This window comes from Pseudomonas moorei, from assembly GCF_008801475.1.
Lineage (GTDB): Bacteria > Pseudomonadota > Gammaproteobacteria > Pseudomonadales > Pseudomonadaceae > Aquipseudomonas > Aquipseudomonas moorei.
This window is the reverse complement of record NZ_VZPP01000014.1, coordinates 14,866-28,709: the sequence shown is the minus strand read 5'-3', so window position 1 is coordinate 28,709 and position 13,844 is coordinate 14,866. Positions and strand designations below refer to the sequence as shown.

Below are 13,844 nucleotides of genomic sequence, written 5' to 3'. Positions count from 1 at the left end.
TCTAGTTGACCTGGTCGGCGATGCGCTGCGGCACCGGAATCTGGATTTCCAGCAGTTGCTGGGCGAACGCCTTGCCTTGCGGGTCGATCCGCAGGCTGGCGACACCGCCGCCCCCGAGGGCGTTTTCCAGGAGGAAGTTCAGGCTGTGGGTAGCGGGCAGATACCAGCGCTCGACACGGCCGTGGATCGGGTCCAGCACATGGCTCATCCAGTCGACGAGCACCGCCGGCGTCAAGGCTTCGGCGATCCAGGGCAGGTACTCGGGATCGCGGGCCATCACGCCGATGTTGCTGTGGTTACCCTTGTCGCCGGAACGGGCCACCGCCAGTTTGACCAGGGCCACGCTGGCGTCGGCCATGCCTGCGGGTTTGGGGGGCTCGAACGGCTCCGGCAAATCGGCGCTGTCGAGCACATCAATGGCGGGCAGGGCGCACGGGTAGCGCTGGCCCATGAGATCAATTTCCAGCGTGCAGGCGGTTTTGTCGATCAGGAACGAGAACAGGCGGATCAGCGGATACACGGTGGGCCGGCCGCCGACAATCCCGGTCAGCCCCGGTGCCATGCCGGTGGCGGCCTGGGCTATTTCCCGGGAAAACACGATCAATGCCTGTTTATTCGGGTGGCGCACGGCGAGTTTGATCACCACTTCGCGGCTGTCGCGGCGCTGGCCGTGGGGGCCGTAAGTGGCTTCGCTGCCGAGCAGTTCGACGTTGACCTCGCTATAGGGCGCCCAGCCGCGCTGGCTGAAGATTTCCGAGGTCTTGTTGATGATCGCTTCGCTGACCCGCCGAGCCTTGTCGACTGCATCAATGCCGGCGATCAGGCAGCTGGCGGTGCAGCGAAAACCATCCGGGTAAGTGGCGCTGACCTTGTACTGATCGGTTGGCGGCAATCCCTTCGCGCCGTGCACCTGCACGGCGTTTTTGCCTTGCTGCAGCAGTTTGACCCGGGTGAAATCGCAGACCACGTCGGGCAGCAGATAGGCCCGTGGGTCGCCGATTTCATACAGCATTTGCTCGCCCACCGTCAGCGGGGTGACCAGCCCGCCGGAGCCTTCGGGTTTGCTGACGATGAACTGGCTGTCGGCGCTGACTTCGACGATGGGAAAGCCGATGTGTTCGTAATCGGGCACGTCGCGCCAATCGGTAAAGTTGCCGCCGGTGCACTGGGCGCCGCATTCGATGATGTGGCCGGCGAGGGCCGCCTGGGCCAGTTTGTCGTAGTCATGCCACGACCAGCCGAACTCATGCACCAGGGCGGCGCTGACCACCGCGCTGTCGACCACGCGCCCGGTGATCACGATGTCCGCCCCCAGGCGCAGGGCTTCGACAATGCCCGGTGCGCCAAGGTAGGCGTTGGTCGAGACGCACAGGGGGGGCAGGGGCGCGCCGCTGAACATCTCGCGGAGGCCACGAGTGCTCAGCTGTTTGAATTGCGGTTGCAGGTCATCGCCCAGCAGGACAGCGATCTTCAATGCGACGCCAGCCTTGTCGCACGCCTCTTGCAGCGCGGCGGCGCAGGCCTGCGGGTTGACCCCGCCGGCATTGCTGATGACACGGATCTTTTGATCGCACAGTTGGCTGAGTAACGGACTGAGCACTTCGATGAAGTCGCTGGCATAGCCAGCCTGGGGATCTTTCATCCGTGCGCCAGCCATGATCGACAGGGTGATTTCCGCCAGGTAGTCGAACACCAGATAGTCCAGGCGCCCGCCTTCCACCAGTTGCGCGGCGGCGGTCGAGGTGTCGCCCCAGAAGGCGCTGGCACAACCGATGCGGATCGTTTTTGGCGCAGTCAACTCCATAACCACCTCCGACAGAAGTGTTTCGAGACTACCAAGCAAGCGCTTGGTTTGTAAACGGCTAAAATAACTTCTGCCCGAGCGCTTGCTTGGTCGTGGGCAGCAGCTTAAATTGCCCGCGCAAACCCGCTGTTTTAGCGGTGATCTCGACTGTAGGAGAAAACGGGTGGACGAGCAAAAAGCCCTGAGGGTCATGCGCGAATTGGTTGAAAACGGCCAATTGACCGATCCGGACAGTGCCCGCGGCAAGCTCCTGCAAGTGGCGGCTCACCTGTTTCGCAACAAAGGCTACGAACGCACCACCGTGCGCGATCTGGCCGGTGCCGTGGGCATTCAGTCGGGGAGCATTTTTCATCACTTCAAAAGCAAGGACGAGATCCTGCGGGCCGTGATGGAGGAGACCATTGTCTACAACACCGCGTTGATGCGTGCTGCCATTGCCGATGCCGGCAACGTGCGTGAGCGGGTGCTGGCGCTGATCCGTTGCGAATTGCAGTCGATCATGGGTGGCAGCGGCGAGGCCATGGCGGTGCTGGTCTACGAATGGCGCTCGCTGTCCGAGGACGGCCAGGCCAGGGTCCTGGCGTTGCGCGATATTTACGAAGATATCTGGTTGCAGGTACTGGGCGAAGCCAAGAGTGCCGGTCTCATTCGCGGTGATGTGTTTGTCACGCGACGCTTTCTCACCGGGGCGCTGTCCTGGACCACCACCTGGTTTCGCGCCGATGGCAGCATGAGCCTTGATCAATTGGCCGACGAGGCGCTGACTCTGGTGCTGGAGGAAAAATAATTAGATTGTGCTGGTCGGCAGGAAACTGGCTAACTGAGCGAAACCGCCTAGCTTGAATGCATTGGTTCGGTATTTTTGGGGAGTGGGTTGTTTTGATGTCTTCGCCAATTCGGACGGCTTCGCGGCTTTTGCTCACGGCGCTTCTGGCGTCATGGGTGCTGCCGACCCAGGCTGCACAACTGGTGCGCATTGGCGCCGCGCACTTTCCGCCCTACACCGTGCGCCCCGAGTCCGGAGCCGACACCGGTTTGCTGCCGCAATTGGTCGAGGCACTCAACGCCCTGCAAAACGACTATCAGTTCGTTCTGGTGCCCACCTCCATCCCCCGGCGTTTTGGTGATTTCAAGCAGGGCCGGGTCGATATGGCGATCTTCGAAAACCCCGACTGGGGCTGGAGGGACATTCCCCACACCAGCGTCGACATGGGCCTGGAAGACGCCGAGATTTTTGTCGCGCAACGCCAGCGCGAAGGTCAGCCAGCGCGCCAGCAAAACTACTTCGCCGATCTGACGGGCAAGCGTCTGGCGCTGTTCAGCGGCTATCACTACGAATTTGCCGGCTTCAATGCCGATCCCAAATTCCTCGCGCAGAACTACAACGCCACCCTGACCTATTCCCATGACAGCAACTTGCTGATGGTGCTGCGCGGGCGGGCCGACATTGCCCTGGTCACGCGTTCTTATCTCAGCGACTATTTTTTGCGCAACGACAAGGTGGCCGATCAGTTTCTGGTGTCCGAGCGCGTCGATCAGGTCTATCACCATTACGCGATCCTGCGACCGACCGCGCCCATCAGCGGCGAAGCATTCGGCAGGTTGCTACAAGGGCTGCGGGATAACGGCCAGATGCTGAAGATTTTCGATCCGTACAAAATTGCGGTGTTGCCGGTCCCGACACCACAGCTGGCGAATTGACTGATCTCACTTCGATTTCCCGCCCCGATACGGCGTATCTCCCACATCGATCCTTTGTGTTCACAAACATTGGGTTCACAGGAGATCACCCTGTGAACTGGCTTGCCAGCAATAGCGGCAGATCATGCACTGTACAAACGAGTGCATTCTCGCGATTGACTGCCAGTCCTCGGCAGCTCAGCCTTCCGGCTCCATTTTTCCAGCGGAGACAGTCAATGCCCTTCGTAACCATCGACGGACAACCCCTTCACTTTATCGATCAAGGCACTGGCCCGGCGGTGCTGCTGGCCGGCAGTTACCTGTGGGACCAGAGCATGTGGGCGCCGCAGATTGCCGCGTTGTCGCAACAGTATCGGGTGATTGCGCTGGACCTGTGGGGCCATGGTGAATCCGGGCGGATTCCGGATGGCACCGGCTCGCTGGACGATATCGCCCTTCAGGCACTGGCGTTGCTCGATCATCTGGAAATAGAACGCTTCACCCTGGTGGGCCTTTCGGTGGGGGGCATGTGGGGCGCGCGGCTGGCGTTGTCGGTGCCGCAACGCTTGAACGGTCTGGTGCTGATGGACACTTTTTTGGGCGTCGAGCCGGAACCCACCCGCCAGTACTATTTTTCACTGCTGAAAATGATTGAAGAAACCGGCGTGATTTCGCCGCAACTGCTCGACATCGTGGTGCCGATCTTTTTCCGTCCTGGCATCGATCCGCAATCGGCGATGTACCAGGACTTTCGCGCCAGTCTCGCCGCGCTGCCGCCTGAACGCCTGCGCGAAAGCATCGTACCGATGGGGCGGATTACCTTTGGCCGCGAGGATCTGTTGCCGCGCCTGGGCGAATTGAACGCAGCGACGACGCTGGTGATCTGTGGCGATCAGGACAAGCCACGCCCACCCAGCGAAGCGCGGGAAATGGCCGAGCTGATCGGTTGCCCCCATGTGTTGGTGCCGGAGGCGGGGCATATTTCAAATCTGGAAAATCCGGCGTTTGTCACCGAGACGTTGCTTGGGTTTTTGGCCGAGAGACACCAGTAGGCTGCAATGGCCCCATTGCGAGCAGACTCGCTCGCACAGGGAAATACGATTACCTGCTCGCGATGGGTCCGATGAGGTCACTTGGGCCCGAGAATCTTCGCCAGTGTGTCCGGCGACGGCGCCCCTTGCTGCTGTTGCAGTTCACCCTTGTCATCCATATAGAAGATCGCCGGGGTGGCTTGCAGCTCCAGGTCTTCCATCAACTGCATGTTCGCCGCCAGTTTGGCCTGAATCGCCGGTGACACATCCTTCAACGCCTTGAGCGAACTGCCCTTGCCGGCGGCTTCGTGGTCCGCCAGGGCTTTTTGCGGATCCTTGGCGGCGAGCAGGGCAGCGGACTTGCCCGGACTGTCTTCACGAATGATACCGACCATGATGTGGCGCAGTTGCACCTTGCCAGCCTTGACCCATGGCCGCGCCTGTTCCCAGAACATGTTGCAGTAAGGGCAGTTCGGATCGCTGAACAGGTAGACGATGCGCGGGGCATTCTTGTCGCCGTCGCCGATCCAGCTGCTGGCCTCGAACTTGCCCCAGACTTCCTTGGACATTGGTCCGTAGACCAGTTTCTGCAACGGCGCGCTGCTCAGGTCGTTGCCCTCCGCGTCGTACAGATTGCCCAGCAACACGTGCTTGCCATCCGGCGTCAGGTACAGCGCCATACCGCGGTTCTGGTATTGCGCCGCATAACCGCGCAGGCCGGCGGGGGCGTCGAACTGGCCGACGATTTTGGCGCCCTTGGCTTCGATCTTCTTGATCGCCTCGGGCAGCTCTTCGGCCTGCACCGATGGCAGGTGCAGCAGGGCGGCACCCAGGCTAAGGGTCAGCAGGTGGCGGAGGCGGGGCATGGCAGTTTCCTTGAAGAAGTGGCAGGAGCGGTATCGAAGTTTTCCAGTGCGCGAGCCAGGCTGGCTTGTGACAACTCGCCCAGATGGCTGCCCAGCAGGCGACCATCTGGGCTATAGAACAGCGTAGTCGGCAACGCCATGGAGCCAACGGCCTGGCCCAGGCGGCCGCTGCCGTCGAACAGTACGTTGGACAGGCTCAGGCCCTGGGTTTCCAGAAAGGTGCTGACGCTTTGCATGCTTTCGGCCTGATTGACGAACAGGAAGGTCAGGTCCGGGCGCTGTTGCTGGGCGCTTTCGAGCACCGGCATTTCCCGGCGACACGGCGGGCACCAGGTGGCCCAGAGATTGATGACCAGCGGGCCGCCCTTGTAGTCGGCCAGTTGCACGGTTTCCCCGGCGGCGTTGCGCAGGGTGATCTCCGGCAGGCGCGTGCCTTGTTCGTAGAGACTCAAGGAGAAGGTCGCCAGCAACCAGAAGGCCAGGCCACTTGCCACGCCGAAGCCTAACGGACGGCGCAGGCCGGGCCGACGCCAGGCGCGGTACAGCGTGGCAAGCACCAGCGCGATCACTCCCGGCCAGGCGAGGAAACCGCCGTCGCGCAGGTCGATGATCTGCCAGGGGTCATTGCGATAATGCATCCAGTAAACGGCGACGAAACCGATTCGCGACGCGAGCATGCCGACCAGGAACAGACTGAACAGCGCCGACTCGGGGTTCTCGCCTCCGCGCTTGGCCACCCGCCAGCCGATGAATGTCGCCAGCGCCAATGCACTGATCAGCAGCAGGTGGTTGAGCGCGATGGCAAAGGTGCCGAGGGTGAATGTCAGCATTAACGGGCGTCTCGGGTGGTGGTCCAGCGTTGCAGGAAGGTGGTGGCATCGACCTCGCCAGTGATGCGCTGGCTGCGACGTTCGTTGCCATCGGCACCGATCCACAGCAGGCTCGGCGGCCCAGGCACTTTATAGCGGCCGAGCAATTCGCGGCTGGCGGCATTGTCGGCGGTGACGTCCAGGCGGAGCAAGCGCACGTCGCTGAGGGCTTCGAGCACATCCGCTTTGCCGAACACCTGTTTCTCCATGACCTTGCACGACACGCACCAGTCCGCATAGTAATCCAGCAGGACCCACTGGCCCTGAGCCTGCGCCGCGTCGAGTTCCCGTTGCAGCGCGGCGGGGTCCTTGATGGTGGTGAAGACGTTGTGGCCGACCGGACTGCTGGCCCCGCGCGCATTGGCAGTGTTGTAGACCTGCAATGGCTTGAACAGGTCATCCGCGCCACCCGCCGCACCGATCATCAACAGACTGCCCCACAACCCGAGCAGCAGCGAACTGGCGCCGAACAGATGAGCGACACGGCCAAAACCTTCCGACTGCTTCCAGGCACTGTACGCGGCGATCAACAACAACGCCCCGCACAAGCCGACCCACAGCGATTCATCCAGCACCGGGCGCAGCATCAGCAACGCGGTGGCGAGGAACAGGAAGCCGAAGATGCCCTTGAGCAGGTTCATCCAGGCGCCAGGTTTGGGCAGGAAGCGATTACCGACGGTCACCAGCAACAACAGTGGCACACCGATGCCGATACCCATGGCAAACAGGATCAAGCCGCCGTGCAACGCGTTACCGCTTTGTGCGATGTAGAGCAGGGCGCCGGCCAGCGGCGCGGTCATGCACGGACCGACCAGCAGCCCGGACAAGGCGCCCAGCACACCGGCGCCAACCAGACTGCCGCCACGCTGATTGCGCGAGACGTTCTCCAGGCGGTCGCGCACGGCCACCGGCAGTTGCAGTTCAAAGAAACCGAACATCGGCAACGCCAGCAGGACGAAAATCGCCGCGAAGCTGCCGAGCAGCCACGGGTTCTGTAACAACGCCTGCAGGTTCGCACCGAGCAGCGCTGCCAGCACGCCCATTGCGGCATAGACCAGCGCCATACTCACGACATAACTGCTGGCCAGGGCAAAACCGCGCTTGGGCGAAGCGCCGCTGCCGACGATCAGCCCGGCCAGGATCGGCAGCATCGGCAGTGAACAAGGGGTAAAGGCCAGCAGCAGGCCCAGGCCGAAAAACACCAGAAGACTTAAGCCGAGTGCCCGCTGTTGCAGGCCATTGGCCAAGGCTTGATCCGCGGCTTCGTCTGTCGCGAAGCTGGCGGCTTTGCCACCCAGGTCGACAACTTGCGTTTGCGGCGGATAACACAGACCGGCATCGGCACAGCCCTGGAAGCCCACCTTGACCTGGCCGCTGGCACCGGCAGGGATTTTCAGTTCCAGGCCCTGGCGATAGACCTGCTGTTCACCGAAAAACTCGTCGCTGTGAGCTTCGCCTTCAGGCAGTGCTGGATGCTGTTCAGTCGGCAAGCCATCAAATTTCAGGCGCTTTTGGTACAGGTAGTAGCCATCGGCAATTTGCCAGAACAGCTGGGTTTCACCGGACTCCAGACGTTCGGAGGTGAACGTGAAAGCTTTGCCGACCGGAAGAAAGTCGGGTTTGGTCTCAAACGGATTGGTTCCCGCCTGGGCCAGACCCGAGATCAAGAGAACAAAAAATAAAAACAGTCGACGCATGAATAAGCCTTGGTTCTGTGCAAGTGCATTGCACAATGGGCGGTGGCGATTAACCGATGATTAACCCCGGCAGCCTTGTGGCGGCGGTGCTTGCGGCATAATGTCCGCTTAATCGGTCTGCGGCCTAATCCGCTTTATTTCTGCGAGGCTTTCCATGCACGTACTGGTTTGCGAAGACGATGAGTTGATCGCCAGCGGCATCGTCGCCGGCCTGACCGCCCAGGGTTTGACCGTGGAGCATGTGGCCACGGCGTCCGCCGCCCGGGCAATGCTCAAGGTCGCCGAATTCGACGTGATGGTGCTTGATCTCGGCTTGCCCGACGAGGACGGCCTGAAGTTGTTGCAGCAACTGCGTCACAACGGTCTGGAGTTGCCGGTGTTGATCCTCACGGCCCGGGACTCGGTCACCGACCGCGTCGACGGCCTGCAGGCCGGTGCCGACGACTACCTGCTCAAACCGTTCGACCTGCGCGAACTGGCCGCACGCCTGCACACCCTGTTGCGCCGGGTGGCGGGGCGCAGCGTCAACCTGATCGAACACGGTGCGCTGACCTACGACCCGAGCACCCGCGAAACCCTGCTCGCCGGCCAGCCGGTGGACCTGTCGCGTCGCGAACAGTCGCTGTTGCAGGCTCTTTTGCACAACCGCGGCCGCGTATTGTCGACCGAGCAGCTCAAGGACAGCGTCTACGGGTTCAATGACGAACTGGAAAGCAACGCCCTCAACGTCCATATCCATCACCTGCGGCGCAAGCTCGGCAATGGCATCGTCGAGACCGTGCGTGGCCTGGGCTATCGCCTGGGGCCGGCTGATGGCGGAGAACGACAGAAGTGATGAGTTTGCGTTTGCGCCTGAGCCTGACGCTCGGCGCCGCGTTTGCGCTGATCTGGGCGCTGGCTGCGGCCTGGATGCTCAGCGACTTGCGCAATCAGATGATGTTTTCCCTCGACCAGCGGCTGGTGGCCTCGGCGCGCATGGTGGCCGGCTTGATGGAGCAATTGCCGCCCGTGCCAAGCAAGGGCGAGGGCACCCATTTCAGTGCCGAACAACTGAATATCCCCGGTGGCATGGCCTGTCAGGTCAGTTCCTTGCGCGGGGAAATTCTTGCCCGTAGCCACAGTGATCCGGGGCAGCCCTTGGAAGCGGAGAAAATGGGCTTCCACGATCAGATAATCGATGGCGCGCCGTGGCGCAGTTTCACCCTGGCCCGTGGCGATCTGCGGATCACCACCGCCGACCGGCAGATCGAGCGCGAGGCGTTGAACATGTCGATCCTGCTGGCCGCTTCCGTGCCGGTGGGCGTGGCGCTGCTCGGATGCCTGTGCCTGTTGTGGCTGGGCATCGGCCAGGGGCTCGCGCCGCTCAATCGCATGCGCGATGCCCTGATGCGGCGCAGCGCCGATTCGCTGGAACCCTTGCAGGTCCAGCCGTTGCCGAGCGAACTGCAACCCTTGCTGGATACACAGAATCAGTTGTTCCAGCGGATCGGCAAGACCATCGAGCGCGAGCGCCGTCTGACCGGCGATGCGGCCCACGAGCTGCGCAGCCCCTTGACCGCGATCAAGACCCACCTGCAGGTGGCGCGCATGACCGACGGCGCCGCGCGGGATCAGTCCCTGGCCCGGGCCGAAGAGGGCGCCGATCGCCTGCACCGGACCCTGGAGCAATTGCTGTTGCTGGCGCGGGTCGAAGGCAGTCTGTCGTTCGATGACGGCGTGCAGTGCAGCGCCGAGCAAGTGGCGAAACTGGCGATTCAGGACGCGGCCGGCGGTGATCGCGAGCGAATTCGCTTCGAAGTGCCGGCCAGGTTTTCCCATGCCCCGGTGCAAATGCCTGCCGTGTTGTCGATCGCGGCGTTGCGCAACCTTCTGGATAACGCCCTGCGCCATACCCCCGATGGAGGTCCGGTGGAGTTGAGTCTGCAAACCACCGGCAATCGCGTGCAGTTCGTGGTGCGTGATCACGGGCCGGGCATCGCTGAAGACGATCTGCAGCACTTGACCCAGCGCTTCTGGCGCAACGGCCACAGCACCGGTTGCGGCCTTGGCCTGGCGATTGTCCAGGCCATCGTCCAGCGTTGCGGCTGCACCCTGCGTTTCGACAGTCGAGCGGACGGGCTGCGGGTTGAGCTGACGATGCCGTTGCAACCGGTCTGACAAACAAAGCGAGCCCCTGTGGGAGCGGGCTTGCCCCCTCGCCACACATGAAATGACTAACCCTGCTGAAACATCTCCTTCGCCCGCTGCTCGATCTGTTCCTGAGTCAGATTCTCCTTGCGCGTGGCCAGGAACCACAGATGGCCATAGGGGTCTTTCAACGTTCCTGAACGGTCGCCATAAAACTGATCCTTGACCTGCGACACCACCGTACCGCCGGCTGCGATGGCCTGGTCATAGGACTTGTCCACATCGGTGACGTACAGATGCAGCCCCACGGACGGCGACTGGTCCGGATTGCTCAACGGGCCTTGATCGCACGGTGTACCGAGCATGATCGGGCAGTCGCCGATGCGCAGTTCGGCGTGACCGATACCGCCGTCGGGCATGGACAGGCGCATGACTTCGATCGCGCCGAAGGCCTTCTTGTAAAACTCGATGGCTTCGGCTGCTTTTTTGATCCCCAGGTACGGGGTGATGCTGTGGTAGCCCTCTGGAATGGGTTTGACGCTCATGATCGTTCTCCCTGATTTTGTTGTAGATGGAACATCTCATTCGCCGCTTTTCAGCAGGACTTCCCAGTGTAGGTCCTGCCGAAAAAGGCGCTGTCTGGTTTTTGATCTTCAGCACTCGCCAAGTTCACAAAAAAAATCACCTCGTTCGGCATCAGCGCGACTGTCTGGCAATCAACAGTGAAGCAACAGATTGCCTTGGCTACGGCATTGTCGAACCCGTCAAAACCCGTTGAAGCACCCGTAAATACGGGCTCTCGCAGTCAGGCACAGAAGCTACAATGACCTTCGCTAAACACTGGTATCGAGAGTCTTGTATGTCTGAATCTGCCGTTTATCCGATCAACCCGCCAGCGGCCCACCGGATCGCCAGCGAAGCCGAGGCCCTGCGCGTGGCCGAGCGCGTGGCCGCGATTCTGTTGGAGCAGGATGCCGAACGTGACCGTACTCGCCAGGTGCCCGCCGATATCGTCGATCTGTTTTCCAACAGCGGCCTCTGGGGCATTACGGTGCCCAGGGAATTTGGCGGAGCACAGGTGTCCTACGCGGTGCTGGTGCAGATCATCGCGATCATCTCGGCGGCCGACCCGTCCCTGGGGCAGATCCCGCAAAACCACTACTGTTTGCTGGAAGACATCCGGCTGCAAGGCACTCCGGAGCAGCAGGCGCATTTCTTCGAACTGGCACTGCAGGGGCATCGGTTCGCCAACGCCTTGTCGGAAACCGGGGGCAAGCATGTGCAGGACATTCAGGCGACCATCCGCCGTTACGGCGACGGCCATGTGATCAACGGGCGCAAGGGGTATTGCACGGGGTCGTTGTATGCGCACTGGCTGGCGGTGCTGGCGCTGGATGATGAGCAGAAAGGTCAGTTGGCGTTCGTCCCGCGCGGCACCAAAGGGCTGTTGATCATCGACGACTGGGACAGCATCGGCCAGCGCACCACTTCCAGCGGCACGGTGCTGGCCGAAGATCTGCACGTTTCGGCGTTCAATCTGTTCCCGACCTGGCGCTCCTATGACAGCCCGACCCTGGCCGGTCCGTTCGCCCAATTGACGACCGCTGCCATCGACGCCGGCATTGCCCGCGCCGCCTTGCGCGACACCATAGCCTTTGTCCGGCAATTCGCCCGGCCATGGATCGATGCGGGTGTGGAAAGAGCCAGCGAAGATCCATTGACCATCATTCAGGTCGGAGGCCTGGACATTCGCCTGGAGGCGGCCGAAGCCTTGCTGGAACGGGCTGGGCGGACGCTGGATGCAGCGCGCCAGGCACCGGATGAAGGCAGCGTTGCCAACGCATCCCTGGCCGTGGCCAGGGCCAAGGTGCTGACCACCGAAATCGCCATTGAAGCGAGCAATAAGCTGTTTGAACTGGGCGGCACTCGTTCAACCCTGAAGAAACACAACTTCGACCGTCACTGGCGCAATGCGCGGGTGCATACCTTGCACGATCCGGTGCGCTGGAAATACCACGTGGTCGGCAACTGGCTGCTCAACGGCGTGAAACCGCCGCGTCATGACTGGTCCTGACCATGGCTGAATTGTTCAAGAACATCTATTGGGCCGACATTGGCCAAGCCTGCCTCGACACCCTGAGCATGCTCGGCGCGGCCCTCGGTTTCACCGTGTTGTTGGGGCTGCCGCTGGGGGTGCTGCTGTTCCTCACCGGCAAACGCCAGTTGCATGAAGCCGTTGGCGTTTACCGGGTGTTGTCGGTGATCGTCAACATGCTGCGTTCGCTGCCGTTCATCATTTTGCTGATCGTGCTGATTCCCCTGACCACCTTGCTGGTCGGCACCTCGTTGGGTGTACCGGGGACCATTCCGCCACTGGTGGTCGGGTGCACGCCGTTCTTCGCGCGGCTGGTGGAAACCGCGTTGCGTGAAGTCGATCGCGGGGTGGTGGAGGCGACCCAGGCCATGGGCGCCAACACCTGGCAAATCATCCGCTTCACCTTGCTCCCCGAGGCGCGAGGAGGGCTGCTGGCGGCGGTGACGGTGACGGCCATCGTGCTGGTGGATTACACGGCGATGGCCGGGGTGATCGGCGGTGGTGGCCTGGGTGACCTGGCGATCCGCTATGGCTACCAGCGTTTCCAGACCGACGTGATGGTGGTCACCGTGGTGCTGCTGTTGATCCTGGTCCAGGCCCTGCAAATGAGCGGCGACCGACTGGTGGCGCGCTACAGCCATCGATAAGACATTCAGTTCAAAACCAAAAAAATCGGCCCCACGTCCGCCCCACGACGGCCACTCAATCTGCCTAGGAGCACAACATGAAAAATACCCTGGCCGTTCTGGCTGCCTTGATTTCGCTGAGCGTACACGCCAACGAAAAACTCACTGTCGGTGCCACGCCGGTGCCGCACGCGGAGATCCTCGAATTCGTCAAACCCACCCTGGCCAAGGAAGGCGTGGACCTGGATATCAAGGTCTTCACCGATTTCATCCAGCCCAACCAGCAACTTGCACTGAAGAACCTTGACGCCAACTACTACCAGTACCGGCCGTTTCTCGATGACTACAACAAGACCCGTCACACCGACCTGGTGCCGGTGGTCGGTGTGCATATTGAGCCATTCGGAGCTTATTCGACCAAGATCAAAAACATTTCCGAGCTCAAGGACGGCGCTACCGTGTCGATCCCCAACGATCCGGTGAACACCGGTCGCGCCCTGGTGCTGCTGCACGAAGCAGGGCTGATCAAGCTCAAGGACCCGAGCAACACCCTGGCGACGCAACGGGACATCGCCGAAAACCCCAAGCACCTGAAAATCCGTGAGCTGGAAGGTGCGCTGCTGGCGCGTTCGGTGAGTCAGGTAGACCTGGCGTTCGTATTCGCCAACTACGCGCTGGAAGCGGGGATCGACACCAACAGTGCGTTGATCGTCGAGAAGGGCAAGAGCCTGTACGTTGAATTCCTGGTGGCGCGGCCGGACAACATCAACGACCCGGGCCTGCAGAAGCTGGCCAAGGCGTTGAACTCCGATGAAGTTCGGCAGTTCATTTTGACGCGCTACAAGGGGCAGATTGCGCCGGGGTTCTAAGCTTCGGTTGATCTTGAGGACGCCATCGCGGGCAAGCCACGCTCCCACAGGTACTGGATCGTTCACGAAATGTGCAAACGACACAAAACCTGTGGGAGCAGGGCTTGCCCGCGATGGCCGCGCCGCAATTTCAGATCTGTCTCGGATGCCAATAGCCGCGCCCCGAGTACATCAGCAAGC

The 13,844-nt window shown here is 61.6% G+C and carries 13 protein-coding genes; 8 read left to right on the top strand and 5 right to left on the bottom strand.

The window, feature by feature from the left end; translation table 11 throughout:
• Position 1 precedes the first annotated feature (1 nt).
• The gene (locus F7R06_RS24375; RefSeq protein ID WP_090318222.1) at positions 2-1,804 is read right to left on the bottom strand and encodes an acyclic terpene utilization AtuA family protein; all 1,803 of its coding nucleotides are present in this window, start codon (positions 1,802-1,804) and stop codon (positions 2-4) included.
• A gap of 163 nt (positions 1,805-1,967) precedes the next feature.
• Here F7R06_RS24375 and F7R06_RS24370 point away from each other — a divergent pair, with 163 nt between their 5' ends.
• The 3 genes from F7R06_RS24370 to F7R06_RS24360 all read left to right on the top strand — a co-directional run bounded on the left by F7R06_RS24370 (position 1,968) and on the right by F7R06_RS24360 (position 4,536).
• A complete protein-coding gene (locus tag F7R06_RS24370; RefSeq protein ID WP_090318225.1) occupies positions 1,968-2,591 on the top strand; it encodes a TetR/AcrR family transcriptional regulator in 624 nt (207 codons plus the stop codon).
• Between the two features lie 95 nt (positions 2,592-2,686).
• Positions 2,687-3,505: a substrate-binding periplasmic protein gene (locus F7R06_RS24365; RefSeq protein ID WP_090318388.1), complete on the top strand. Its 819-nt coding sequence runs from the start codon at positions 2,687-2,689 to the stop codon at positions 3,503-3,505.
• A 215-nt stretch (positions 3,506-3,720) separates the two neighbouring features.
• A complete protein-coding gene (locus F7R06_RS24360) occupies positions 3,721-4,536 on the top strand; it encodes an alpha/beta fold hydrolase (protein ID WP_090318228.1) in 816 nt (271 codons plus the stop codon).
• Between the two features lie 77 nt (positions 4,537-4,613).
• On the opposite strand, the gene dsbG is transcribed toward F7R06_RS24360, so the two are convergent.
• The 3 genes from dsbG to dsbD are packed head-to-tail and all read right to left on the bottom strand — an operon-like array spanning position 4,614 to position 7,947.
• Complete coding sequence (gene dsbG, locus F7R06_RS24355; RefSeq protein ID WP_090318231.1) at positions 4,614-5,381, bottom strand: thiol:disulfide interchange protein DsbG; 768 nt, start codon at positions 5,379-5,381, stop codon at positions 4,614-4,616.
• The gene (locus F7R06_RS24350) at positions 5,357-6,211 is read right to left on the bottom strand and encodes a TlpA disulfide reductase family protein (protein ID WP_090318234.1); all 855 of its coding nucleotides are present in this window, start codon (positions 6,209-6,211) and stop codon (positions 5,357-5,359) included. The genes dsbG and F7R06_RS24350 overlap by 25 nt, the downstream gene beginning before the upstream one ends.
• Complete coding sequence (gene dsbD / locus F7R06_RS24345; RefSeq protein ID WP_090318237.1) at positions 6,211-7,947, bottom strand: protein-disulfide reductase DsbD; 1,737 nt, start codon at positions 7,945-7,947, stop codon at positions 6,211-6,213. The genes F7R06_RS24350 and dsbD overlap by 1 nt, the downstream gene beginning before the upstream one ends.
• A gap of 154 nt (positions 7,948-8,101) precedes the next feature.
• Between dsbD and F7R06_RS24340 the strand changes: the two genes are divergently transcribed.
• Entirely contained in the window at positions 8,102-8,782 is a 681-nt protein-coding gene (locus F7R06_RS24340) for a response regulator (RefSeq protein ID WP_090318240.1), read from the top strand.
• Entirely contained in the window at positions 8,779-10,104 is a 1,326-nt protein-coding gene (locus F7R06_RS24335; RefSeq protein WP_090318243.1) for an ATP-binding protein, read from the top strand. Before F7R06_RS24340 ends, F7R06_RS24335 begins: the two co-directional genes overlap by 4 nt.
• A 56-nt stretch (positions 10,105-10,160) precedes the next feature.
• Here F7R06_RS24335 and F7R06_RS24330 read toward each other — a convergent pair whose 3' ends face one another.
• Positions 10,161-10,619 (bottom strand): VOC family protein, encoded by a 459-nt coding sequence (locus tag F7R06_RS24330; RefSeq protein ID WP_090318246.1) that lies wholly within the window; start codon positions 10,617-10,619, stop codon positions 10,161-10,163.
• Positions 10,620-10,933: 314 nt separating this feature from the next.
• Between F7R06_RS24330 and F7R06_RS24325 the strand changes: the two genes are divergently transcribed.
• The 3 genes from F7R06_RS24325 (at position 10,934) to F7R06_RS24315 (ending at position 13,664) form a co-directional block, all read left to right on the top strand.
• On the top strand, positions 10,934-12,148 hold the full coding sequence (locus F7R06_RS24325) for an SfnB family sulfur acquisition oxidoreductase (protein ID WP_090318250.1): 1,215 nt from the start codon (positions 10,934-10,936) through the stop codon (positions 12,146-12,148).
• A 2-nt stretch (positions 12,149-12,150) separates the two neighbouring features.
• Entirely contained in the window at positions 12,151-12,816 is a 666-nt protein-coding gene (locus F7R06_RS24320; RefSeq protein ID WP_047527298.1) for a methionine ABC transporter permease, read from the top strand.
• A gap of 77 nt (positions 12,817-12,893) precedes the next feature.
• The gene (locus F7R06_RS24315) at positions 12,894-13,664 is read left to right on the top strand and encodes a MetQ/NlpA family ABC transporter substrate-binding protein (protein WP_090318253.1); all 771 of its coding nucleotides are present in this window, start codon (positions 12,894-12,896) and stop codon (positions 13,662-13,664) included.
• Positions 13,665-13,844: the final 180 nt, after the last annotated feature.